Raw genomic sequence first — 22,405 nt, 5'->3', positions numbered from 1 at the left:
TTCTTTCCGTTAAACGGGAGCAGGAATTTTATCCTGTTCGGCAGGGAGAAGCAGCGAGACAAGTTTACGATTGATTAGCTCTGCTGTGTCGATCATCAGCTTCTCTCCAATCTCATCCACATGCCGCTTTCTCCAGTTCTCGAGCTCTGTCCCTTTCACCCACTGGTTGAAAGCGCCCAATGCCGGGCCGCAGTGGATCTGATAATCTACCATTGATTCTTCGCTGCCGCTCAAGGCCAGACGCGAACTGTATCCAAAGTACCACTTAAAAATCAGAGCCATTTTGTGCTTAGGGTTTTGTTCGGCCTTATCAATCTCGTTCGGATAACGGACTTTCAGTTCCTCATAGACCTGTTCAAAGCTGCGTTTAAAATATTTATTCTGAATCTGCTCAGATATAGACGAATCGATTTCATTCAACGAATTATATCGCCGATAGATTTCGTACAGTTTATTGGCACGGGCGGGAAAAAACACGCCTTTTCTCAGCACCTGCACCTTGCTGCCCATCTCGAACATGTCTCCGGCGGGTGCGTAATCCGTATCCTGTACGTTCATCTGCTGTAGCAAATCCTTCACCCTGTCGCTGGTTCCGGCCTCCACCGTACATTGGTTAATAGAGCCCGTCAGAATGAAGTCGGCCCCCAGCATGAAAGCAGCCAGTGCTGCCTCCGGCGTTCCAATCCCTCCCGCCGACCCGATGCGCACCTTTTTCCGGTAACGGTACTTCGCCATCATATCGTCCCGCAAACGGAGCATCGCCGGCATGAGCGTATACGCAACACCGCTGTCCGTATGGCCGGCCGAATCAGCCTCCACACAGATGTCATCTGCCACCGGCAGTTCTCTAGCCAATTCGGCTTCTTGCCGAGTGATCAAATTCTCCGCCACAAGTGCTTGGAGGATGATATCTGAGGCAGGGCTCAAAAAAGCTTCCGCTACCTCCGGTCGTGAAACTTTAGCTATGATTTTGTGTTTGGCTACCACTGCTCCGCTTGCATCCCGAAACAAGCCTTTTGCACGAAAACGTACTAACGAAGAGGGCGCATTCAAAAACGCTGCAGCCTCAAGATGCTGAACGTTCATTTTTAGAAAAAGCTCGATCAGACTATTGTCATTCTCGGCATTTTTCCAATTGTGAACCAGATTGACACCGTAGGCCTGCCCAGGGGAAATCTGACTTTGAATGTATAAAATATTCTCTTCCACCTGTCGCACACTCATCCCGCCAGTGCCCAGGAAACCCATCAAACCGGACTTTGCCAGCTTCACAACCATTTCTTGCGAAGCGATCCCTCTGTACATGCCTCCCGCCAAATAGGCGTACTTCAGGTTATAGTCTTTCTTGAATTCGGAGCTTCCCAAAGATGAGGCAGTTAACGTCGGATACACAAACTTAGCATCCGCAACCGTCTCAGAAGACGCAGTGGATACTGGTTCAGAGGCAGCTTCCAACTCCTCATCAGGATCGGACTCTCGGATGATCTTCTGAATCATACCGGCAAGCACTCGACCCGGTCCGATCTCTTCAAACTCCATCTCGCCTTGCTTCAAGAGATATCGTATACTTTCCACCCATCGCACAGGGCTGCTAATCTGTTTAGCTAGAGTTGCGCTCAGCTTTTCATATTCATAGGGTCTTGCCTCAACGTTAGAAATGACCGGAAGGGATAAAGGAAGGAAATAAAAAGATTCCAGATACCGTTCAAATTCCTTTTGAGCTTCGCTCATGTATCGGGAATGAAAGGCTCCGCTGACCTTAAGGGGGACGACCATCTGAACGCCGGCAGCGGCTTCGAAAATAGTTTTGGCTTTTTCGATTTCGGCGCTTCTGCCAGAGATGACGATTTGGGAAGGGGTATTGTAATTGGCAACATCGATTCCGTCGAGGCTATGTGCCTTCAGCACCTTTGCTACCTGCTCTTTCCGGAGACCTATGATCGCAGCCATACCTCCTCCTGTCACCAGACCCATCAACTCGCCTCTCTTTTTGACAAGTCGCAGCCCTGTTTCAAAATCGAAGGCTCCGGCGGCAAACAGCGCATTGTATTCCCCGAGGCTGTGTCCGGCAACGAAGTCCGGTTTTTTGCCGGTTTCTTGAATATGACTCAAATACGTCAAAGCATTCACAACAAATAAAGCAGGTTGCGTAAATTGAGTTTGGTTCAATTGGGAATTGGAATCTTCGGTGCATAGCTGCTTGATGGAATAGCCTAGCACTTCGTCTGCCTTTGCGGTCAGATCCCCGAATGCATCGAAGAGCTTACTTCCCATTCCTTTATATTGCGAACCTTGACTAGGAAATACATACGTCAGCATGAACTGGACCACCTCTCCGACTCTTACATATGTTATGGACGGAATAAGTTTTGGAGTGTATGCAAGCTTTTAAGTTCCTGGTTAAAGGGGGTGCTGATTGAAAAACAGCGCTGTCCGAATTTCTCTTTGTCCTGTTGCTTGATAAAATTAGCGAGCGTTCCCGAGGGTCCCACATCTACATAGACGCATTCATGTAAATTCTCCAAATAGCGAATGGCCGCTTGAAAGCGAATGGGCCTCCTTACGATTTCCCAAAAAAACTGGGCATCGACTTCCTTCGCCAATCCTCCATGAAGACAGGAGATGATTGGAATTGCAGGTTTCCGGTACGACTTAGCTTGCGACAAATAGATAAATTCTTTTTCTGCAGGTTCGATCTGAGAGGAGTGAAAAGCGTAGGAAACAGCCAGCCGTTGGTGCAGGATTTGCTCTTGTTTAAGAAATTGAGCAACCATTCCCAACTGCTCTTCCCCGCCCGAAACTACGAAATGCGAGCTGTAATTAACGGAAGCCAGCTCACAATTCTCGTATAACTGACGGGCTTCGTAATAGAAATCAGGATTGTTCATAATAGCGATCATGCCGCCTTTGGCACAGCTTTGTTCTATCGCTGAGGCTTGCTGGGCCACGCACGCTGCTATATCTTCAACAGGCAGAACACCGGCTATCGCCGCACTGGTAAACTCCCCCAAGCTCGTACCGAGTACGTAATCTGGTTTGATCCCTAGTTCTAGCAAAACCTGATACAAGGCATACTCCACCATAAAAATAGCGGTGTGAGTGTATAACAGCCGATCAAATGGATCCGAGAGCCCTTTTTGCGGATGATAGATTTCGCTTGCGACGGATATACCCGTGTAGGGAACCATTAACGCATCTAATCGCAGCATCCAATGGCGGAATGTGGGATGATGCTTCCAGAGTTCCTTCCCCATGTGATAGTATTGAGAACCTTGTCCAGAAAACAGGAAAACAATCGGTTTGCCCATACCTCACCTCGTCTTATAAGTCCGTCGTTTCCCGGTCCCTTCTAATCTTGGCTATCATGCCGGTCAGGACCCGCCCTGGCCCGATTTCCTCAAAAACTGATTCCCCTTGTTCTAATAAATAGTCAATGCTTTCCGTCCATTTGACGGCAAAGCTAATTTGATCAGATAAAGACTGAGCAATCTGTTCATGTTTGTATGGCTTGGCGCTGACATTTGAAATGACCGGAATGGATAATGGCTGAAACGTATAGGACTGGAGAAACAACTTGAATGCTTCTTTGACTTCCCGCATATAACGGGAATGGAATGCACCGCTGACATTTAGGGAGACGAACTTCTGAACCGTGTCGTTGCTTTCGAAAATCGGTCGGACCTTCTCGATATCATCTTTGCGGCCGGAAATCACGATCTGAGTGTCCGTGTTATAATTGGCGACATCAATGGAGGATAATTGGTTTCTCTCCAATACATCCTCAACTTGCTCGGCTTTTAATCCGATAACGGCAGCCATTCCGCCTCCGCTGACAGCACTCATCAACTCGCCTCTTTTTTGCACAAGCTCGAGCCCTGTTTTGAAATCGAAAGCTCCGGCGGCAAAAAGAGCATTATATTCACCTAGACTATGCCCCGCTACGTAATCTGGCCTCCTTCCAGTTTCTATTATTTTACTCAAATAAGATAAAGCGTTCACAACGTACAAGGCCGGCTGAGTATACTGAGTCCTACTCAAATAGGCATAAGGATCTTCCAGACACAGCCTCTTAATCGAGTATCCCAATACGTCATCCGCTTGATCTGTCAGATCCGGAAATTCATCGAAAAGAGTACGTCCCATACCTTTGTGCTGAGAGCCTTGACCGGGAAATACGTAAGTGCTCATTCGTTATTAAATCAACTCCTATTTTATGATATTTATTGTTTTATGAGGTTAATTTTACACTTTTACCCATTCTACCGTAATAATATATAGTAGGGTATTGAACCTGTCAATAAGTGCTTTTTGACATTGTAAAAATGATAGAAATGGCGAAACGTGACATTCGATGATGTGAGTGATAAACGTTCCCTGCTCATTCCATTTATGGTAAGCTAGGTGGCGAACAGCAGTTAACAATACTTTTTTAGGAATTCGGAGACCCTCGATATGCCTGACGGCAATAATCATTTTTCTTATATTTTCACAATCAAACACTTGAAGGAATCCTACCCTGTTTCGATGCATTTTTGCAAAATGGCCCTCAGCCAACTGATCGATGGTCCGGATGCTTATCTTCACGTAGAAGAAATGGTTTATTTGAATACCTTGAAATATGAGCGAAGGATACGAAGCTATCTTCTGGGAAGATATGCCGCCAAAAAAGCGGTCGCTGCCCTGCTCGGCCATAATCAGCTACCCAAAATTCAAATAAAAAATGGAGTGTTCAACCAACCTCTGGTCCTTCATGACTCCCCGAAACATATACATGCCAGCTTAACTCATTGCGATGACATAGCCGCCGCGATCGCCTTTCCTGAAGTGCTGATTCTAGCAATCGATATAGAGAAAATCAATACCGGCATAACCAGAACGGTAGAAGCCGAATTAACCACTTCCGAGAAGATGATCGCCGATCGTCTCTCTTGTTCCTATGCAAGCTTTATCACCATCATTTGGACTTTAAAAGAATCCTTATCCAAAGCAATCAAAACGGGGTTAACGATTCCTTTACAACTACTGGAAGTTAAAGATATCTATGAAAAAGATGGGTGTTGGATTGGCTCATTTACGAATTTCACCCAGTATGCCGCCATTTCGTTTGTCTTAGAAGATTGCGCGTGCTCCATAACGTACCCGAAACATGTAGAGATCGAAATAGACATCAACCTAGTCAACCAAGGCATACGGAGGATTACGCAAAACGAATAAGATTTTGACAGCCATTGTATTAACACATTCTCACTACGAACATGTCAACCTCTTCAATCCTTTCATCGAAAGATATAATACCACGGTTTTCATATCTGCTAAAGAGCGAGACGATTATCAGTTCAACTGTCCTAGTCACATCGGACTAAACGATAATGATACGCTTCGAATCGGAAATACCGAGATATAAAGAACAGTTTATTCATTTCAGGATCAGAAAAAACTGGACCTTTGGCTTAGACAATAAAAAAGAGAACCTACTGTTAACGTAGCTTCTCAGCGTAGAGATAGAATCCCTCTCATCTGGCTTATTCTAGTTTTTCACCAGTTCAATGATATAGTTATTCGATATGTTTCCGCTCTTCGCATGAACATAGAATACCTCACCTGGATTTGCATTCGGTTCAATAATTAATTTGCCATTAAAGTAGAATTTCAGGCCATTCTCGTCCCACTCCATGCCGTAATTATGAAATTCAGTATCGAGTCTGGATCTGCTATCTAGACCTGTTGGGACATAACCATCTGCTGGATTAGAACCTGTAGCTATTACATCACTGCCCCACTGATGATACGTAGAAAACCACTTATTTGCTTGTATTGTCCCAATGGACTTTCATTAATATCAATTTCACTGACCTGATTGGAAACATAGCTAGTGCCCGTGTCATCAATATTCTGATCTTCCTGGTTACCAACCATCCACCATGCTACATGGCTTCCATCCGTGGCTGAAGGCATTTTGGCTCTCATCTCAAAATATCCGTATTTGGCGTTGCTGCTCCATTAAAGGTCGAAATATTCCTGCTATCCTCGTATTTATTATTTCCCAATTTATGCAAGCCTGGATTTTCATAAAATACAATACTTGAGGTCATTACTCTGCCGTCAAGCGGGCTCCAAAGCTTAGTATCTTCATCTATCTTTAGGACAATTGCACCATCTTCAAAGCTGTAATTGGCCCGGGCCTGTTCATCTCCTTCTGTTGCCCACTGTCTCAATTACTTGGTTGCCCGCGCAAGTCCAGCTCGATCTGAACCCGGTCCAGCGCGACAGGATAATTGATCAAAATTCTTTTTTTCCATACTGTGCGCATTCGTAAATCCTCCTATTTGATCACAAGTCCATATTTACTTATAATCCACGATTTGCTCAAGTCGTGAATCGCATTATGGCTTATACGTACAGAAGGCTTTTGCTCCTTCATAGCATCTGCGTCATGCGCCGAGAAGCGAAGCGGCTTTGTCATTTTTTTAATAGAGTCCGTTATTTCTTCGAAAAACGTATAGGTTAACAGCCTATGGTCCCGGATATCCTCATAGATATAATACTTCCCTTTCTCATCTTCCAAATCAATTTGAAAGCCTTTAGGAAATGAAAGTAAGATACACGGAAGTTCATCCACTGCCCATTGTCCGCAATATGGAAAATGGATGCCTTCATTTCTTGCAAACATTCCGGAGCTTTCATTATTAGATACGACAGAAATCGAATAAACAAAGAAGGGGTGATAATCATTCCTTTTTTCCGCTGAAGTAAAATATTGATAAAATGTCTCATATGCCGCATACACCTGTTTTTGATCATGCTCAGTCTGCGCATAATTGGTAAGATGAAATTGTGTCTGCTTACGTTCAAAAAGCTTCAAAACGCTTTTAAACTCTTCCGGGCTTATGAAAAATTTAAGTTTATAAAATCCGCTGTTCTTTAATTTGTCCATTTCTGGTTCACCACCACTCTTCATCATCACTATCTAAAGCAAGGAAGCGCGTCTATACAGCTCATCTATTTTCAAAATTCATATTTCCCAAATCGTTTTCTGAGAGTTTCTTCGTGCGGTATCCACTCATAATCACTCCATAAAGACATTTTCACGAGTTCTGACAGCTTATCTACAGCTTGTACCGGACTCGTTATGCTAATGATGTCGTCCAAATCCTCATTAGGGATATCCAACGCTTTCCGCAAGTAGTCATCATTAAGACGCTCTTCTTTGAGTTGCTCATATTCATCCCTCGTCCACTGTTCGCAGAAGATTCTTTCGGCTTGAATAACTCCCCTCTCGAAAAACGACAACTCAAATATTTCTTCATTCATATATCCAGCGGTCATCACTGGTTCCTCGATAAGCCGGGACAACGTTTGGCCAATCTCCTTCACCGTACCCCATACAAAATAGTCGTGGAGAACGCTGATCCAGTTCTCGTTGCTTTTGCTTACGTACATAACCTCTTTAATCTCTGAAGCCTCACTATTTGACTTGCCTAATACTTGGCCATGCCTTTCGCTTAGCTCTCTTAATGCTTCGATAGTCTTCTCAAGATTTTCTGATTTGATATGCAAATTCGCGAATGATCTTCCCATGAGATAGCCTCCTCTAGTCGCTTTATTACTCAGCCTTATTCTTGTATATATCCTCTAGTTTGGTTCTATGCATGTCTCTTATTTCCATTATAGTAATCTAATCGCTTGTCCTGAGTCTACCGACTTTTCACCTGAATTTTGGAAAAGTCCTTTGCAAAGGGTCTAAAAATAAAAGAGGTGCCCTCCATCATCTTATGATTTTCGGGGCACCTTATGTTAAATAATTCCATTAATATTCCTATCCGTCAGCTCTTAATACCACACATGAATTATAACTCGTTATTTCTCCCAAAGCTCGACCAGTCGGCCATCTGGATCTTCAATCCAAATGAAATGCCCAAATTCACTACTCTCTTTTTTCTTTGCAAGAGGTACACCCATATGTTCAAGATGCTTAATAGTCTCATTTAGATTATGTACTTGGAAATTTAACATCACCTGTTGCTCTATTGGGAAATAGCTGTCATTTTCACTAAAGAATGAAAAGATAGTCTCATTTCCTAATTCGGGTTTTATCACGGTCCCATTCCAATTTTCTATTTCGATCATCAACACTTCACTGTACCATTTTTTTAGAACCTCAAGATTCTTAGTTCTCCAAAATATCCCTCCAAAACCTTTTATCATTGTATCTAGCTCCTATCTATTATCAAATTTGTAGTATCTGATTACACTAGATATTCGAGATTTAAATTTAAGTTCCTTTTCAACTATACTGCCCATTAGTTTATTATAAAAATCTTCATTACTCATCAATAAGTAGTAGACTGAGATCAACCATAAAAACAGCGGTAAGCCTTGGACGAGAAAATAAAGTCGTAGACTGCCGCTGTTTATTAAGCTGAAATCTTACAACAATAGAATGGCAATAACCCGGTCATTATTTGACGGATGGGTGCCATTTGGTGGATTAGGATAATGGCATTCGACCGTTTCACCTATAAGTACCGGCAGTGGCCTTCATAGTTTATTCCAAATCATCGTTTTTGCGCGTGAAACTGTCGATGCAGCCCTCGGACCTGATCGGCCAGTTCTGGAACAGGACCGTCTATTTCCGTATCGCGAATGACGTCTTGAATCGGAAGGTTACGGACACGAGACGCGGCGACCCCCATCTCACTTAGCCATTGCGCCAGCTGTACAGAGGAACTCGCATACACTATCCGGCCCAATCCAACCCAACCGTGAGCTGCCGCGCACATTGGGCAATGTTCTCCCGAGGTATAAACCGTCGCCTTGCGCCTTTCTTCTATCGTCATGTTCTCGGCCGCCCAACGCGCCAGCGCGAATTCCGGGTGCTGGGTATGATCTCCGCCGGATACCCGGTTGTGATCTTCTGCAAGCACCTCATCATTGGCCGAGACTAGAACCGAACCAAACGGCTCATCGTCTGCCTGCAATGCAGCCTCTGCAAGTTCAATACAACGTCGTAGATGAAACAGATCGGTATTATTAATCATTAAGAAACCTCCTCATTTTTGAATTACTCAGGCTTTCTTCATCTCCTTTATGCTAACATGAAGATAAGGAGATGAAAAATATATAAAAGCTAAGTTTTGACAAGGTTTTTCATATAGATGAAACTATAGTATAGCTATCTTTTTCAAGTATACTTAAACAATATCTAAACAAATATAGAGGAGCAACTTCACATCATGTTCAGTCGACTCACTTCATTATTTTCAATTCCCTCCTACTCCTTACTCTTTTTATGTATGTTCCTGCAGGGGATGGGCATTTCACTCAGTGTGCCTTTCTTATCCATTTATTTCACCGAGCAGCTTGGAGTATCTATCGGGATGTTTGGCATTTTTCAAGCCGTCACATTAATAGCGGGGATATGGATCAGTACGCTAATCGGGAAACGCTCTGATCTCGGCTTGAATCGAAAAAGCATTTACATTGCCGCCACGCTTTGTAATGCTCTAGCTTATAGCGGATACTTGCTTATTAAGGATTTTACGATCTTATTCATCTTCATGACTGTGTTAACCGCTCTTGGTGCACCGGGGATGCCTCAATTGTTCGCCATTTCGAGAGAAGCCGTCAATAAGAGCAATTTTACTGATCATGCGTTTGCTAATTCTACCTTGCGTTCTGCTTTCTCTCTTGGCTTTATTACAGGTCCATTAATCGGTACCCTGCTAATCGCTGCTGTTGGGTTTAAGGGGATTTTCTCGGGTACAATCGGAGTCTTCATGGTTGTTTCCTTACTTGTTTTCCTATTTCTCAAATCTGATATTGTACTATATACCAATAATGCTAAAGCAAAAGTAAAAAGCTTTAAGCTAGGACAGAATTATACTATTCTGCTTCCTGTTATAATACTGGTACTCATGTACATAGCTCACTGGATGAGCAGCATTAATACTGCCCTTTTTATTACAATCAATCTAGGGGGAACGACAAGCGATGTCGGTCTAGTCAGCAGCATTTGTGCTGCACTCGAAATTCCTTTTATGATTATGCTCGGACTACTGAGTGCAAAGTACAGTAACCGAATTTTGATGATAGTTGGAGCTATTCTAGGAGGAGCTTATTATCTCGTTGTTATTGTCTCCGGTGAGATGTGGCAAATGCTTGCAGCTCAAATACTACTCGCCGTTTTTGTTGCTGTTATTTCAGCAATTGGCATCAGCTACATTCAGGATCTGCTTCCAAGCATGCCAGGGTATGCATCCACTCTCTTCTCTAATTCATCAACGATTGGAAGGCTGATTGGTAGTCTTGTTGGCGGGGGATTAGCCAGTTTGGTAGGTTATCGGTACTCATTTGTGTTCTGTTTTATACTCATTATTATTTCTACAATCCTGCTTGTGGTAAGCGGACGTCACTCTGCCAATGAGCCACAAAAGCTAGTGGTTTAATTCACTTTTATTGGCTTAATTCTAACCTTCTAGCCCATTCTATTCTAATGCGAATAGAATGGGTTTTGTATATTGGAAGGTAGAGAGTTTTTTGGAAACATGAGGAGCTATTCCTTATTTAAGTAATTCCGTTAGACGGGTTCACATTGCAAGTCCTCAGTACTAAGCTCGATAATAGGATAGCAGCCAACACACACCGTTTCGGTCGGTAACGATGGCCAGCAGCCCGTTAAACGGAGCTTCGTACACTTCCGTATTAATAGTCCCTTCGGCAGCAAATTCCATGTAGATCCTTCGGAATGCTTCCTCCGTCTCGATTCTCAAAAAGATTCTTACGTAATCGCCTTTCTGTATCGGCTTTGCCGCTTGAGTATCAGCAAACTTAAGGGTTGCCCCCTCTACATGCAGGTCCGCGTTAAGCACCTCTTCCCCTTGCTTGCGCAGAATCGTTATCTCGCCTCCAAAGACGCTTTGATAATATTGAATTTCGTTTTTGCAGTTCTCCACTACGATAAAAGGACTCGCTATCATTATTCATATCCTCCTATACTATTATTTGAAAGGCATTTTCAATGGCATGAGATACATGTTGAATTTATATCTATTCCTGCTCGCTCAGATTGCGAAGCACGATTCTCAGAAGGTCAATCAACAAGTCATAGTCTTCATCGGTAATGCCCTTCCGTGTTTTGTTCTTGACACGGCCCAGCGCTTCCTGTACTTTGGGAACGACTTCACGACCCGATTCTGTCAAATAGAGCAGCTGATAGCGGTTGTCGGCAGAATCGATTTCCCTCCGCACATATCCTTCTGCTTCCAGCTTGGCAATCGCCTTGGCGGTCGTCGTCTTATCTATGAGCAGCTTCTCGCTTAGCCTCTTCTGAGTGATAGGCTGTTGATTAGCAATCGCCATTAGAAAAATATACTGGCCGCTTCCGATTCGATATGGCGCGAGCTCAGCTGATATCAACACCTGCATGTGACGATAAATGGCCGAGATATATGGACCGTGGGATTCTGTTTCATCCTTCACATTATGCAACCAATGCTCGCTCAGTTTACTTCCCCCTTAAATAGAATGCTATTGCAACTAATTTCATTCTACAGCTTATAGGATGCTATTGCAACTAATTTCACCGTCTCCCTCAAGTCACCCAACACTGGAATACATAGTTGCTACTTTAAGTTCACATTCACCGCCTGAGTACTCCGCAATCAAGCCGTATATTGACTGACATTTTTCGAGCAATTTCGATGAATTAGCTCAATATAGATACTTAAGCTTGTAAAACTAAATTAGTTCCAACGAGCCATTTCATAATATTGTAAATATTGGTAGTTTAATAACAGAGACTGGCCAGTCTACTAATAGGAATGCTTAGGAGGATTATAATGATTATTGACAGGTTAAAGAAAAGTTCGATTGCATTATTAAGTGCTTCTCTTATCTTCGGATCACTGTTAATTTCTTCAAGTGCATCCGCATCCGTGAATACACCGACTGGCATAGTTACCGCCTCGTCCTATACTAGTATTGATTCAGGACAAAGCTTTTACCGTACATTGCCTCCCGGTGGAACAGAATTATTCAAAATTTATAATGGCACTATTTACGCAAGAGCCTATCAAGTAACTGTTTCTAGCTCAGTAGCAGCCAATTATTATCCATCCGGTATAAACATTGAAGGTCAGGGTAGAATACACTATTTGTCGCAGACACCAGGGCTCTATGTCTATGATATTATCTTGCAGCCATACGCAACTGCTAACATCAATGTGACCAGTGGAGCATCCCCATCTAATCCTGGTAGTTATGTAATTAATGTTTATTAAAATATGCTGATTGTGGGATTCTTACTTTTTACCCTTAAAGAATTGGCGATTACCCCTTGGTTTATAAACCAAGGGGTAATCGCCATATTTTACTCTTTACATGATAGACATTCCGCGGAACTACTATTATTTCCTCTCCTCATAAATAATCCGTTATCACCCCATCTACCTCAAGTTTCTTCATACGCCGCATATCCTCATGGCTCTGAATCGTCCATGCGACAACTTTGAGGTCCCGCTCGTGAATCTTCGTGACGATCTCCTCGTCAAGCAGCTCAAGCGGATAATGAATATATTCAGAGAAAGAAGCCAGCGCATCCAAGGTTTCATCCGACAATGGATGGTTATCTTCATGCACTAGCGCAGCGATAGGGATATCCGGAAGCAGGCTGTGTATCAGACGCGTCGACTCAAAATTATAAGATTGAATGATGATTCCTGTGGTGTTCTTCCTCGAAATGAGTTTATCTTCTTGTATCCCTACAGCTTTTAAGCGATGCTCATACCTCCGCACGACCTCAGCCACTTGCTTTTCGATGCCCGGATAGAGCTTAGAGTCTTTAATTTCGATCAACATCGCCATTTTCCCGGCAAAACGATCCATAACATCCTGGAATGAAAGGATATTTTCTTTCCCCGTCTCCTTTTGCAGTTCTTCATTATTTCCCTGATTCGGGTCTTTCGCTGCATTTGCCTTCATTCCTTCCAGCTCCTCCAGCGTGTAATCATCAACTTTACCTTTGTAATTCGTCGTGCGATCGACCGTATCGTCATGAATGACGACCAGCTCCCTATCCTTGCTCAATTGCACATCGAACTCAATGAAGTCCGTGCCAAGTCGTTCTGCCTCTTCGAACGCTGCCATCGTATTCTCAGCCTCGTGGGCGGATGCACCGCGATGCGCGATTATTACAAAGCCAGTTGTCATACTGGAGTTAGACGCAGATACCAACAGTGTGGCGCAGGCTAGAAGCATGATTACAATGCCGATTCTTCGCCATACATGGGTTTGATTTTGTTTATTCATAGTTGCAGCCCCTTTTATGTTTCATCAGATAGTCCTACTACTTAACTCGTGCAGCAGCAAACGAAACACAAATAAGGCTATCCTTAATTCCCCACAGAAATCGCACCTGCCACTACCCTGCTTATTAACGACTAAGTTTCCAGTCATAATATAATCTACCAAAGGACGGCTATTCGTGCTATTTTTCTAAAGGTACAGGATGAATATCCATGCTAAACTAAAAACAAAACAATTAATGACCTAAACATAGAAAATGGAGATGCTATCATCATGCTGCAACTGGACGAACACACCAAGCTGTGGGATCAAGCTCATATTCAAAATATAAGTATTCAAAAATATATTCTAAAGCCTGGGGAACGCAGCGCATTTACCTTTCAGTTCAATAGCTTTTTCTGCATGAGCAAAGGCAATGCAAGAATTATGCTGCATCGGCGCACCTACTCGATGAATGAGCTGCAAATGATTCACACGCCTAAAAAGAGCTATTGTGAAATAAATGCAGGCATAGACGGAACAGAATACAGCATCATTTGCTATGAGGCTGATTTGGGAGCCAAGTTGACAGAAAGTCAGCTAGTGCTGCTGAGCAAATTTAACCCTTTCGAGGCAGTTTATCAATTGACCCCCAGCAAGCCCATCGTATTCTATGATCTGTTGTCCCAAATGCTCGAATTGAGCCAATCCCAAGCGATTTCCTTACAACTAAAAGCTGCATTCTATCAATGGCTGTTCCATGTCATAGAACAATTTCATGTCACCTCTTCTGCTTCCAAAACGTTAAATCCAACTGAACTGGTTACTGCAGCTTTGGAGTATATGCTCAAGCATTATGCCTCCCCTCATACACTGGATTCGTTGGCTGTTGCCATGAACAGAAGCCCCGGCCATCTCTCTAATTGTTTTAAGCAAGTTCTGAATCGTGGTCCGATTGATTGCCTTATTCGTTTGCGTATGCGAAAGGCTTGCAATCTACTCAGCGAAACTAAGCTTCCGTTACATATGATCGCATCAGCAATCGGATATCGGGATGTTTACTACTTCAGTAATGCCTTCAAGAAGCATAAGGGGATGTCCCCTCTATCCTTTCGGAAGCTGCTTGAAGAGGGAGATATTACATTAGAAGCAGGGAAAAATCTCATTGTTGACCATGATCAGCCATGCTATATTGCTAATTATGATAATGATAATTATTATCAATATAAGAATGGAGGATCTGACAACATGTTCACAAAATCAAAAATGGTGCCTGTAAGCTTACTGCTTGCTTTTGGCCTGCTGCTTGGTGCTTGCGGGAAAACTAATACGCTTAACAGCACCAACTCCAACACTTCTGATCGTACTGCCCAGTCACAGACGACTTCAGAAGTTGCTGGCTCTTCATCAGATCATTTGACTCAAGGTACACGACTCGTATCCACATCAATGGGAGAGATTGAGGTGCCGGATAAGCCTCAACGGGTCGTAACCGATTTCTTCTTGGGTTATTTGCTGGCTTTCAATGTTAAGCCGGTAGGCAGCAACCGTATGTTTATGGAAAACCCTTATTTGGAGGGAAAAGTTGAGGGAATCTCTGATATTTCTGATAGCTTAGAGGCTATTGTGGCACTCGATCCCGACCTTATTGTTACAGGTGATGCCCTTAAGTATGATGCCTATTCCAAAATTGCACCAACAGTCTACCTCGAAAATAATAATAATATCCGTGATCAAATGAAACAGTTGGGCGTAATATTGGATAAACAGACGGAGGCTGCCGCTTGGCTGACGGAATTTGAACAGAAGTTAGCTGGTGCCAAAAAGCGGGTAAATTCCTTACTAAAAGAGGGCGAGACGTTCACCGTATTCGATGGAGGCATCCTTAAAGAAATCACTGTGTATGGAAATGCTTATACAGGAAAAACGATTCATGGTGAGTTAGGCATGCCAATGAACGAGAACGTCATTCGAGATATCGATCCAAAGGTAGGCTGGATGAACATTTCACGCGAAGTAATCACGAATTATACGAGTGAACATATTTTTATGGCAGTAGACACCAAGATGGAATCCTATGATTATGCTAATGACCCGCTCTGGGGAACCATACCTGCGGTCAAAAATAATGAGTTGTATGAAATTGACGGTTACCGCTTCTATTTCTCCGATCCGATCTCCGTAATGGAGCAAATTCAGGATATTGCCGATATGATGGAAGAGCGTGCAAAAGCCAACGCTGCACAATAAGTAAGAATGACAAAAGGAGCATGCCTAGGCATGCTCCTTTTGATTGTTAAGCAAGAAACACTACTCGCTGAACAATTGCTCTACTCTATATGATCGGAGCCGGCGCTCCGAATTCGGCCCATTGCTCTTTCGTAGGACCGTAAAGATCGGGTACACGAAGGCCAGCCTGACGCATCAGAACGGTCATTTGGCCGCGATGATGAATCTCATGCTTGATAATAATATCCAATGTCAGGCCGTTTGGCCATTGATCACCGTACATCTCACTCATGACAAGAAGGTTCTCATCTCTCCAACTGGATTGTACCGCATCAAGCAACGCTTGAGATATCCGTTTGTAGACCGCCGTAATTTCTGCTGCAGAAGCTGGTACCGGCGTATTTTCCCCCGGTCCTTCGAATGACAATCCAGTCCGCGAAGGCATTTCGTGCAACGTCTGTACAATATGCCATGCAACTCGTCCAAGCGTTCGATGTTCGCTTGTTACCTGTTGGCTAAGAGACTCATCTGTGAGCGCCTCTAGTGTCCGCAGCGTTGCTGCCGTTTCATACTGCCAAGCTGCTGCAAAATCCTCGATCTGTTTATACATATCTATCATCTCCCTAATACATTGAAGTAACAACTGATTTTTGTTTTGTTTACTTATAAATTCATCATACAACATCATTACTGACAACAGTATGTCAGGGATATAATCAACATCTACGAATGTTATAGACATTTTCTTATAAAGTTCTTCTGCCCTCTGCTTTGTGAAATCTTTGCCGTGAAATTTCTCCATTATTTCCGTAATACAATCCTGACATACTATTGTCAGGGTTGCCATTGTATGATGAATATATTAGCAAATAACGAAACCGGAGGTTGTACAAATGACAAATCACGTTGTAAGGCTTTACGATTATCATGTATGGGCAAACCAAATCATTTTTAATCGGTTAAAGGAATTGCCGCTTCACATATACAATCAGAAAGTTCAAAGCGTGTTTCCTTCCGTCTCAAGTATTATGGCACATATATATAGTGTAGATTGCGCGTGGTTAGAAATTTTCAGAGGAAAAAGCATGAAGGAAGTTATTGAGGATTCTTTTCAGCTGCAGAAGGATGCCGAAGATAGCAGTCTTGAGGAACTGGAAGCGCTGTATGATGATTTGTCCGTGAGATTCAAAGCATGCATAAATGGACATGAGAATCTTGAGAAAGAGATCGTTTTGGATAATCCTTACGCTGGAATATTAAATACCCGATATTCAGAATTTATTATCCAAGTTGTAAATCATGGCACGTACCACCGAGGCAATCTATCGGCTATACTTCGTCAAATGGGCCACTCTTCTGTCATGACGGAATATGGACTTTTTATGTACAGGGATGAATCTAATACGTTAACAGCTTCGTCCTATTAGAAGAAAGACCATCTACTGCTATGACTTATCTTAAAAAGAGCCTATAACATCTAGTGATGAGACTAGGCTCTCTCTGCTTTAATAGTAGGGCTAACATTGGTGATTGCAGGTGCTCTTAATTGAAGGATATTTGCCGTACACGTTTGATTTCTGGAATTGCTAATAAGGATTCTTTCACGCTCTTGGATACCTTTGTATCAATTTTTAAAATCATAACGGCCGAGCCTTCAACTTCTGTACGTCCTACTTCCATTGTGGCAATGTTAATAGCGCTATCGCCAAGTAATGTTCCAACATGTCCAATAATGCCCGGTCTATCCATCTGCGAAATTAACAACACATATCCTTCAGGTGAAATGTCAACCGGATAGGGACCGATTCGGATAAGACGTTCCCCTACACCGGGCAATACAGCCCCAGTCACCCATCTCTCCTCGACCGTCGTTTTTAATCGAATCGTAATCTCATTAGAGAATCTTTGGGGTAACAGCCGTTTTCTTACTTCAAGTTGAATGCCATGATGATTCGCCAAATGTGTGGAATTAACGACATTGACTTGCTCCGTGCTGAGATGATGAGAAAGTATTCCTTTCAGCACATAAGGGATTAGTGGAGACGTGTCCAAGTCAGCAAGCTCACCCGCGCACTCTACCGTAACTTTAAGTACAGTACCATCGGTCATTTGAGCAAGCGCTCTTCCCAGATGCTCGCATAATGTGAAGGATGGGTGTAATTTGTTGAGCAGCTCATGTGAAATCGTTGGCATATTAACCGCATTTCTAAATGGTTTCTGTCTCAGGATATGAATCACTTGTTCTGAAACATCAAGGGCTACATTTTCTTGTGCTTCCATAGTAGACGCGCCTAAGTGGGGAGTAACGATCACTTTAGGGTGCTTTAGAAAAGGATGCTCTGGGGCCGGAGGCTCTTGCTCAAATACGTCGAAAGCAGCCCCTGCTACAATCCCTTCATCAAGCGCTCCAACAAGCGCAGTCTCATCAATGATTCCCCCGCGAGCACAGTTAATAATTCGCATGCCTCGTTTCATGACTTCAAATTGCGGCTTGGCGATCATATGATGCGTTTCATTCGTTAACGGCGTATGCACCGTCAAAAAATCAGCTGTGCGTATAATTGTGTCTACTGTCACCAGTTTAATGCCTAATTTATTAGCCCGATCCTCCGATAAAAAAGGATCATAGCCAATAACGGTCATCCCAAATGCTGCTGCACGTCTGGCTACTTCGATCCCGATACGCCCAAGCCCAAGAACACCAAGAACCTTGTTTCGCAATTCAACACCAAGGAATAATTTACGGTCCCACAATCCGGCAACCGTATTGGCATAGGCTTGCGGAATATGCCGCGCCAATGCCATCATCATCGCAAAGGTATGTTCGCATGTCGTGACCGTATTGCCGTCTGGTGCATGAACTACGATAATTCCCAGACGTGTTGCAGCATCCAAATCAATGTTGTCCACACCGACTCCTGCCCTGCCGATAACTTTCAAATGAACACCGGCTTCCATGATACGCTGAGTGACTTTTGTTTGAGAACGGACGAGCAGTGCATCATAAGACCGAATAATGGAAATCAGCTCATCCTCACTCAGCCCTGTTAATTTGGTGACTTCCACATCTTCAGCATGAGTCAGTTGCCGCAACCCAAAATCACTTATAGGGTCCGATACTAATACTTTGAACATCAGCCTTCCTCCTTCACTATGTAAAAACTATACGACAACGGCATATAGGCTATTATTTAGAGATCATTTGGTTGGTATATCTTTCATGGTCGAAGAACACTTTGCTAGTATAACAATAAATGGATTGGTTAAAAACATCCAATAATAGTGTTTTTGAACAATCCAAAAATCCAATGTTTAGAATAGGCCTGGATATTTACCATACCGAGCGAGTAAAGATTCCTAACACTTTTTCAACTAAATTTCCCACTCGCATTAAGAGGTCAAACAATTAAAATACTGACAGAAAAAAAACCGCGCATTAGCACGGTTTTTTTTCAACCTATATCAATTTATTTACTGCGATTAACAAGATATTTGCTTCAGATGCTCGATCGTAATCCGTTTAACAAATTTACTGAACTTTTCTTTTCCTTTGGCATTAGCCTTATAATAATTAATGATTGCCATAATAACAGGAACAAGCTGTATTTCCGATAATCCCTCTGCTAGCACTTGAGCTGCTGAGACTTTAATACCTTTCGGCTCTCCTCCAACGTAAATATCATAAGAATTCAGCATTTTGACAACAGCAATATCTTTCAATAATGGCTCGCTTGTCCCAAGGGCGCAGCCTGCAAAGCCAATTTTAAGTGGCGTAGGCGTCTCAATCCCTGCAATAGCTTGATTCAGAAGTTGAGCGGCTGCCAGTCCACCGCCCTCCGCTCCTTTGCAGAAGTTACAAGCAATCAAGCTTTTGGTAACGAATCCTGATGGATAGACTTCCAGGCCGGATTTCTCAAGCTCTTCTTTTATGGCATCTCGTCGTTCTAGAGGCACTTCCAAATAAAGCTGCTGGAAGCTCGTCATTTCAATTGTTGAATCCGTACTTGCAACAGTACCAATCTTCACTAGCTGTTGTGGCGTAAATAGGCTTCCTCCCACTTGAATCGGAGGAGCAACGGCAATCTTCGTCTTTTCTCCCACGAATTCGTACTCCTTCTGCATATGCTTGACTTCTACATCCCTCGCATTAATTGCGTATCTTGACACGTTGCAGACGTAGAGCATTAAGTACAACTGAAACCGAGCTCAACGCCATTGCTGCACCAGCTAACCAAGGGGCTAATAGGCCCAATGCCGCAATTGGAATACCAAGTGTGTTATAGCCAAGCGCCCAAAACAGATTTTGTTTGATATTAGCCATCGTTTTGCGGCTCATGAATATAGCATCCGGTATACTTGATAGATCGCCGCGCATCAGCGTTACATCTGCTGCTTCCATCGCTACGTCAGTACCTGTCCCGATAGCCATGCCGATATCCGCTGTAGCCAATGCCGGAGCATCATTAATGCCATCACCGACCATGGCTACTTTTTTGCCTTGTGCTTGCAACTTCTTCACTTCTTCTGCTTTTCCTTCCGGAAGAACTTCAGCAAGGACATGATCGATGCCAACTTGAGCCGCAATCGCCTTCGCTGTCCGCTCGTTATCGCCTGTAATCATAATGACTTGAATGCCCATTTCTTTCAAACGACTTACTGCTGCTTGAGAGGTTTCCTTGATGGTATCCGCAACAGCTACCATACCCGCGTACTTATTATTTACCGCAACGAGCATAGCCGTTTTACCCGCTTCCTCGAGTTTGTTCATTGCATTATACGCCTGTTTTGCATCGATTCCGAATTTATCCATTAAGCGCCGTGTTCCAATCAAGAGCTCGTTTCCTTCAACGACAGCCTTAATGCCATAGCCCGGAATCGCTTCAAAGGCTTCTGTGTTTGGCAGTTCAATATTTCTTGCCTTGATGCCAGTGACAATCGCTTCTGCAAGCGGATGCTCAGAATTTTTCTCTGCAGCGCCCACGAGTCTAAGGAATTCTGCTTCATTGCCTTCAGCCAGTAAAACATCAGTAAGTTCAGGCTTCCCTTTAGTTACTGTACCTGTTTTATCCAAAATGATCGCATCGATTTTATGCGTCTGCTCTAGGTGCTCTCCACCTTTAAACAAAATACCAATTTCTGCAGCACGTCCAGATCCCGCCATAATGGAGGTAGGTGTTGCCAGACCAAGCGCACATGGACAAGCAATGACGAGAATCGCGATTGCCTTTTCCAAAGACCCTGCAAAATCTCCCGGTGTTACGAAGAAGTACCACACCAAGAAAGCTAGTACAGCGACCCCGACTACAATAGGAACGAAGATGCCTGAGATCACATCAGCTACCCTTTGGATAGGTGCTTTAGATCCTTGCGCTTCTTCTACCACTTTTATAATTTGGGCTAATGCGGTTTCTTTGCCGACTTTCGTCGCTTGAATACGCAATACGCCATTCTTATTAATGGTAGCTCCGATGACCGCATCACCGGCTTTCTTCTCAACAGGAAGGCTTTCACCGGTCAGCATGGATTCGTCAATCGACGAAACACCTTCCAATACTTTACCGTCAACAGGGACTTTATCACCTGGACGTACAAGTACGATATCTCCAGCTATTACTTCATCTACTGGAATGGACATTTCCTGACCGTCCCGGACAACGAGAGCTGTTTTCGCTTGGAGTCCCATCAAAGACTTTATCGCCTCCGAGGTCCTCCCTTTAGCCAAGGATTCAAACAGCTTACCCATTAGAACCAGTGTAATGAGCACCGCACTTGTCTCATAATACATTTCTGGCCCATGATGTGTACTGCCGCCCTCACTAGCCCAATTGATGGTCAAATATAAACTATAGAAATACGCGGCTGAGGTTCCCAGCGATACTAGAACGTCCATGTTTGCACTGCCATTACGGAGCGCTTTATAAGCCCCAATATAAAATTGCCTTCCGATATAAAATTGCACTGGTGTGGCAAGAATGAGTTGAAACCAAGGATTCATAAAGAGCTCAGGCAACCATATCCATGAAGTAAATGAAAAGTGACTTACCATTGCCCACAGAAGTGGAAAGGACAAGATAGCCGAGACAAGCAGTGTTCGCTTCTGCCGTTTGATTTCTTTTTCCCTATGCTCAGCAGGATTGCTTTGCTCTTGTTTAGGAACGGCTTTATACCCGAGTTTCTCTATTCGTTTCAGCATATCGGTTACGGATACTTCCACCGGATTATATGATACATGTGCACTTTCGACTGCAAAATTAACCGTGGCGATGCTGACACCAGGCAGCTTATTTAACGTTTTCTCGATTTTCAACGCACAAGCTGCACAGGTCATTCCAACAAGCTGTAGGTCTACTTCCTCTTTCGCAGTACCATAACCAAGCTTTTGAATGCTTTCTTCCATCTTCACCGTGCTTGTAATAGCCGGATCATAAGTCACAGAAGCTCGTTCCATTGCAAAATTCACGTTAGCTTCTGATACGCCTTCCAGTTTGTTTAACCCTTTTTCAATACGGCTGGCACAAGCTGCGCAGGTCATACCCGTGATCTGTAAGGAGGTTTGCTTCATATCTGCGCTATTGGCTTTCATCGTAAACACTCCTCTTCCCTGTACTTTTCATTATTTTGAAATCTCGCTTTCTGTTACCCATTTATGATTTTTAACGGCCTCTCCGCCAGTTGTGGGTGTGTAATCTAGCATATATACCGTTGTTTGTTCTGCAGAATCAATGGTCGCCTTGGCTCCATCCATTCCTTCCATATGATCGGTATGAAGCGTTACCTGATCTCCCAACCTAAAGGATGGATTTTCTGCTTCTTTCAAGCCTATCGGAACTTTCCCTGAACTGGAATGATGCATCTTCATATTATTCATCTCCTTATAAAATCTCCTATATCATCT

23 protein-coding genes are annotated in these 22,405 nt (G+C 43.4%); 5 read left to right on the top strand and 18 right to left on the bottom strand.

The features are described 5' to 3' along the window. Positions 1 to 9: 9 nt before the first annotated feature. The 3 genes from fabD (AC50YO_RS02050) to fabD (AC50YO_RS02040) are packed head-to-tail and all read right to left on the bottom strand — an operon-like array spanning position 10 to position 4,188. Entirely contained in the window at positions 10 to 2,319 is a 2,310-nt protein-coding gene (gene fabD / locus AC50YO_RS02050) for an ACP S-malonyltransferase (protein ID WP_494842601.1), read from the bottom strand. A gap of 32 nt (positions 2,320 to 2,351) precedes the next feature. Then, entirely contained in the window at positions 2,352 to 3,308 is a 957-nt protein-coding gene (locus AC50YO_RS02045; RefSeq protein WP_494842599.1) for an acyltransferase domain-containing protein, read from the bottom strand. A 13-nt stretch (positions 3,309 to 3,321) separates the two neighbouring features. After that, the gene (gene fabD / locus AC50YO_RS02040) at positions 3,322 to 4,188 is read right to left on the bottom strand and encodes an ACP S-malonyltransferase (protein ID WP_494842597.1); all 867 of its coding nucleotides are present in this window, start codon (positions 4,186 to 4,188) and stop codon (positions 3,322 to 3,324) included. Between the two features lie 264 nt (positions 4,189 to 4,452). On the opposite strand from fabD (AC50YO_RS02040), the gene AC50YO_RS02035 reads away from it, so the two are divergent. Beyond that, entirely contained in the window at positions 4,453 to 5,214 is a 762-nt protein-coding gene (locus AC50YO_RS02035) for a 4'-phosphopantetheinyl transferase family protein (protein ID WP_494842595.1), read from the top strand. A 313-nt stretch (positions 5,215 to 5,527) separates the two neighbouring features. Here AC50YO_RS02035 and AC50YO_RS02030 read toward each other — a convergent pair whose 3' ends face one another. From AC50YO_RS02030 to AC50YO_RS02000, 7 genes are all read right to left on the bottom strand, one after another. After that, on the bottom strand, positions 5,528 to 5,764 hold the full coding sequence (locus AC50YO_RS02030) for a family 16 glycosylhydrolase (protein WP_494843233.1): 237 nt from the start codon (positions 5,762 to 5,764) through the stop codon (positions 5,528 to 5,530). Next, positions 5,764 to 5,967, bottom strand: a complete 204-nt coding sequence (locus AC50YO_RS02025) for a hypothetical protein (RefSeq protein WP_494842593.1) — start codon at positions 5,965 to 5,967, stop codon at positions 5,764 to 5,766. Before AC50YO_RS02025 ends, AC50YO_RS02030 begins: the two co-directional genes overlap by 1 nt. Continuing rightward, the gene (locus tag AC50YO_RS02020; RefSeq protein ID WP_494842591.1) at positions 5,964 to 6,215 is read right to left on the bottom strand and encodes a hypothetical protein; all 252 of its coding nucleotides are present in this window, start codon (positions 6,213 to 6,215) and stop codon (positions 5,964 to 5,966) included. The genes AC50YO_RS02025 and AC50YO_RS02020 overlap by 4 nt, the downstream gene beginning before the upstream one ends. A gap of 107 nt (positions 6,216 to 6,322) precedes the next feature. Further along, positions 6,323 to 6,961: a hypothetical protein gene (locus AC50YO_RS02015; protein ID WP_494843231.1), complete on the bottom strand. Its 639-nt coding sequence runs from the start codon at positions 6,959 to 6,961 to the stop codon at positions 6,323 to 6,325. A gap of 44 nt (positions 6,962 to 7,005) precedes the next feature. Continuing rightward, positions 7,006 to 7,578: a hypothetical protein gene (locus AC50YO_RS02010; RefSeq protein ID WP_494842589.1), complete on the bottom strand. Its 573-nt coding sequence runs from the start codon at positions 7,576 to 7,578 to the stop codon at positions 7,006 to 7,008. A 279-nt stretch (positions 7,579 to 7,857) separates the two neighbouring features. Continuing rightward, positions 7,858 to 8,205: a VOC family protein gene (locus tag AC50YO_RS02005; protein WP_494842587.1), complete on the bottom strand. Its 348-nt coding sequence runs from the start codon at positions 8,203 to 8,205 to the stop codon at positions 7,858 to 7,860. 350 nt (positions 8,206 to 8,555) lie between these two features. Then, positions 8,556 to 9,038, bottom strand: a complete 483-nt coding sequence (locus tag AC50YO_RS02000) for a nucleoside deaminase (RefSeq protein WP_494842585.1) — start codon at positions 9,036 to 9,038, stop codon at positions 8,556 to 8,558. Between the two features lie 195 nt (positions 9,039 to 9,233). Here AC50YO_RS02000 and AC50YO_RS01995 point away from each other — a divergent pair, with 195 nt between their 5' ends. After that, positions 9,234 to 10,445 (top strand): sugar efflux transporter, encoded by a 1,212-nt coding sequence (locus AC50YO_RS01995; protein ID WP_494842583.1) that lies wholly within the window; start codon positions 9,234 to 9,236, stop codon positions 10,443 to 10,445. 162 nt (positions 10,446 to 10,607) lie between these two features. Here AC50YO_RS01995 and AC50YO_RS01990 read toward each other — a convergent pair whose 3' ends face one another. Both AC50YO_RS01990 and AC50YO_RS01985 read right to left on the bottom strand, forming a co-directional pair. After that, positions 10,608 to 10,976, bottom strand: a complete 369-nt coding sequence (locus AC50YO_RS01990) for a VOC family protein (protein ID WP_494842581.1) — start codon at positions 10,974 to 10,976, stop codon at positions 10,608 to 10,610. Positions 10,977 to 11,046: 70 nt separating this feature from the next. Beyond that, complete coding sequence (locus AC50YO_RS01985; protein WP_494842579.1) at positions 11,047 to 11,478, bottom strand: MarR family winged helix-turn-helix transcriptional regulator; 432 nt, start codon at positions 11,476 to 11,478, stop codon at positions 11,047 to 11,049. Between the two features lie 359 nt (positions 11,479 to 11,837). Here AC50YO_RS01985 and AC50YO_RS01980 point away from each other — a divergent pair, with 359 nt between their 5' ends. Then, positions 11,838 to 12,278 (top strand): hypothetical protein, encoded by a 441-nt coding sequence (locus tag AC50YO_RS01980; RefSeq protein WP_494842577.1) that lies wholly within the window; start codon positions 11,838 to 11,840, stop codon positions 12,276 to 12,278. A gap of 139 nt (positions 12,279 to 12,417) precedes the next feature. On the opposite strand, the gene AC50YO_RS01975 is transcribed toward AC50YO_RS01980, so the two are convergent. Further along, positions 12,418 to 13,305 (bottom strand): glycerophosphodiester phosphodiesterase, encoded by an 888-nt coding sequence (locus tag AC50YO_RS01975; protein ID WP_494842575.1) that lies wholly within the window; start codon positions 13,303 to 13,305, stop codon positions 12,418 to 12,420. Between the two features lie 399 nt (positions 13,306 to 13,704). On the opposite strand from AC50YO_RS01975, the gene AC50YO_RS01970 reads away from it, so the two are divergent. After that, entirely contained in the window at positions 13,705 to 15,531 is a 1,827-nt protein-coding gene (locus AC50YO_RS01970) for an AraC family transcriptional regulator (protein ID WP_494842574.1), read from the top strand. 85 nt (positions 15,532 to 15,616) lie between these two features. Here AC50YO_RS01970 and AC50YO_RS01965 read toward each other — a convergent pair whose 3' ends face one another. After that, positions 15,617 to 16,120, bottom strand: a complete 504-nt coding sequence (locus AC50YO_RS01965) for a DinB family protein (RefSeq protein ID WP_494842572.1) — start codon at positions 16,118 to 16,120, stop codon at positions 15,617 to 15,619. A gap of 283 nt (positions 16,121 to 16,403) precedes the next feature. Between AC50YO_RS01965 and AC50YO_RS01960 the strand changes: the two genes are divergently transcribed. Continuing rightward, positions 16,404 to 16,937, top strand: coding sequence for a DinB family protein (locus tag AC50YO_RS01960; RefSeq protein ID WP_494842570.1), 534 nt, complete (start codon positions 16,404 to 16,406; stop codon positions 16,935 to 16,937). A 115-nt stretch (positions 16,938 to 17,052) separates the two neighbouring features. Here the strand turns inward: AC50YO_RS01960 and serA are convergent, their stop codons facing one another. From serA to AC50YO_RS01940, 4 genes are all read right to left on the bottom strand, one after another. Continuing rightward, positions 17,053 to 18,645: a phosphoglycerate dehydrogenase gene (gene serA, locus AC50YO_RS01955; protein ID WP_494842568.1), complete on the bottom strand. Its 1,593-nt coding sequence runs from the start codon at positions 18,643 to 18,645 to the stop codon at positions 17,053 to 17,055. A gap of 345 nt (positions 18,646 to 18,990) precedes the next feature. Then, entirely contained in the window at positions 18,991 to 19,611 is a 621-nt protein-coding gene (locus AC50YO_RS01950; protein WP_494842566.1) for a nitrite reductase, read from the bottom strand. Between the two features lie 46 nt (positions 19,612 to 19,657). Next, positions 19,658 to 22,093 carry a heavy metal translocating P-type ATPase gene (locus AC50YO_RS01945; RefSeq protein ID WP_494842564.1) on the bottom strand — a complete coding sequence of 812 codons (2,436 nt, stop codon included), beginning with the start codon at positions 22,091 to 22,093 and terminating at the stop codon, positions 19,658 to 19,660. A gap of 30 nt (positions 22,094 to 22,123) precedes the next feature. Then, positions 22,124 to 22,369 (bottom strand): YdhK family protein, encoded by a 246-nt coding sequence (locus AC50YO_RS01940; protein WP_494842562.1) that lies wholly within the window; start codon positions 22,367 to 22,369, stop codon positions 22,124 to 22,126. Positions 22,370 to 22,405: the final 36 nt, after the last annotated feature.

It is taken from the genome of Paenibacillus sp. J22P59, from assembly GCF_059383895.1.
The sequence above is the reverse complement of the archived record's forward strand: the minus strand, read 5'-3'. Positions and strand labels throughout refer to the sequence as shown.

Bases quoted from the DNA above. Each gene is read 5' to 3' on its own strand.
- fabD (WP_494842601.1), bottom strand. From the start codon at position 2,319: ATGCTGACGTATGTATTTCCTAGTCAAGGTTCGCAATATAAAGGAATG.
- AC50YO_RS02045 (WP_494842599.1), bottom strand. From the start codon at position 3,308: ATGGGCAAACCGATTGTTTTCCTGTTTTCTGGACAAGGTTCTCAATAC.
- fabD (WP_494842597.1), bottom strand. From the start codon at position 4,188: ATGAGCACTTACGTATTTCCCGGTCAAGGCTCTCAGCACAAAGGTATG.
- AC50YO_RS02035 (WP_494842595.1), top strand. From the start codon at position 4,453: ATGCCTGACGGCAATAATCATTTTTCTTATATTTTCACAATCAAACAC.
- AC50YO_RS02025 (WP_494842593.1), bottom strand. From the start codon at position 5,967: ATGAGAGCCAAAATGCCTTCAGCCACGGATGGAAGCCATGTAGCATGG.
- AC50YO_RS02015 (WP_494843231.1), bottom strand. From the start codon at position 6,961: ATGATGAAGAGTGGTGGTGAACCAGAAATGGACAAATTAAAGAACAGC.
- AC50YO_RS02010 (WP_494842589.1), bottom strand. From the start codon at position 7,578: ATGGGAAGATCATTCGCGAATTTGCATATCAAATCAGAAAATCTTGAG.
- AC50YO_RS02005 (WP_494842587.1), bottom strand. From the start codon at position 8,205: ATGATAAAAGGTTTTGGAGGGATATTTTGGAGAACTAAGAATCTTGAG.
- AC50YO_RS02000 (WP_494842585.1), bottom strand. From the start codon at position 9,038: ATGATTAATAATACCGATCTGTTTCATCTACGACGTTGTATTGAACTT.
- AC50YO_RS01995 (WP_494842583.1), top strand. From the start codon at position 9,234: ATGTTCAGTCGACTCACTTCATTATTTTCAATTCCCTCCTACTCCTTA.
- AC50YO_RS01990 (WP_494842581.1), bottom strand. From the start codon at position 10,976: ATGATAGCGAGTCCTTTTATCGTAGTGGAGAACTGCAAAAACGAAATT.
- AC50YO_RS01980 (WP_494842577.1), top strand. From the start codon at position 11,838: ATGATTATTGACAGGTTAAAGAAAAGTTCGATTGCATTATTAAGTGCT.
- AC50YO_RS01975 (WP_494842575.1), bottom strand. From the start codon at position 13,305: ATGAATAAACAAAATCAAACCCATGTATGGCGAAGAATCGGCATTGTA.
- AC50YO_RS01970 (WP_494842574.1), top strand. From the start codon at position 13,705: ATGAGCAAAGGCAATGCAAGAATTATGCTGCATCGGCGCACCTACTCG.
- AC50YO_RS01965 (WP_494842572.1), bottom strand. From the start codon at position 16,120: ATGTATAAACAGATCGAGGATTTTGCAGCAGCTTGGCAGTATGAAACG.
- AC50YO_RS01960 (WP_494842570.1), top strand. From the start codon at position 16,404: ATGACAAATCACGTTGTAAGGCTTTACGATTATCATGTATGGGCAAAC.
- serA (WP_494842568.1), bottom strand. From the start codon at position 18,645: ATGTTCAAAGTATTAGTATCGGACCCTATAAGTGATTTTGGGTTGCGG.
- AC50YO_RS01945 (WP_494842564.1), bottom strand. From the start codon at position 22,093: ATGAAAGCCAATAGCGCAGATATGAAGCAAACCTCCTTACAGATCACG.
- AC50YO_RS01940 (WP_494842562.1), bottom strand. From the start codon at position 22,369: ATGAAGATGCATCATTCCAGTTCAGGGAAAGTTCCGATAGGCTTGAAA.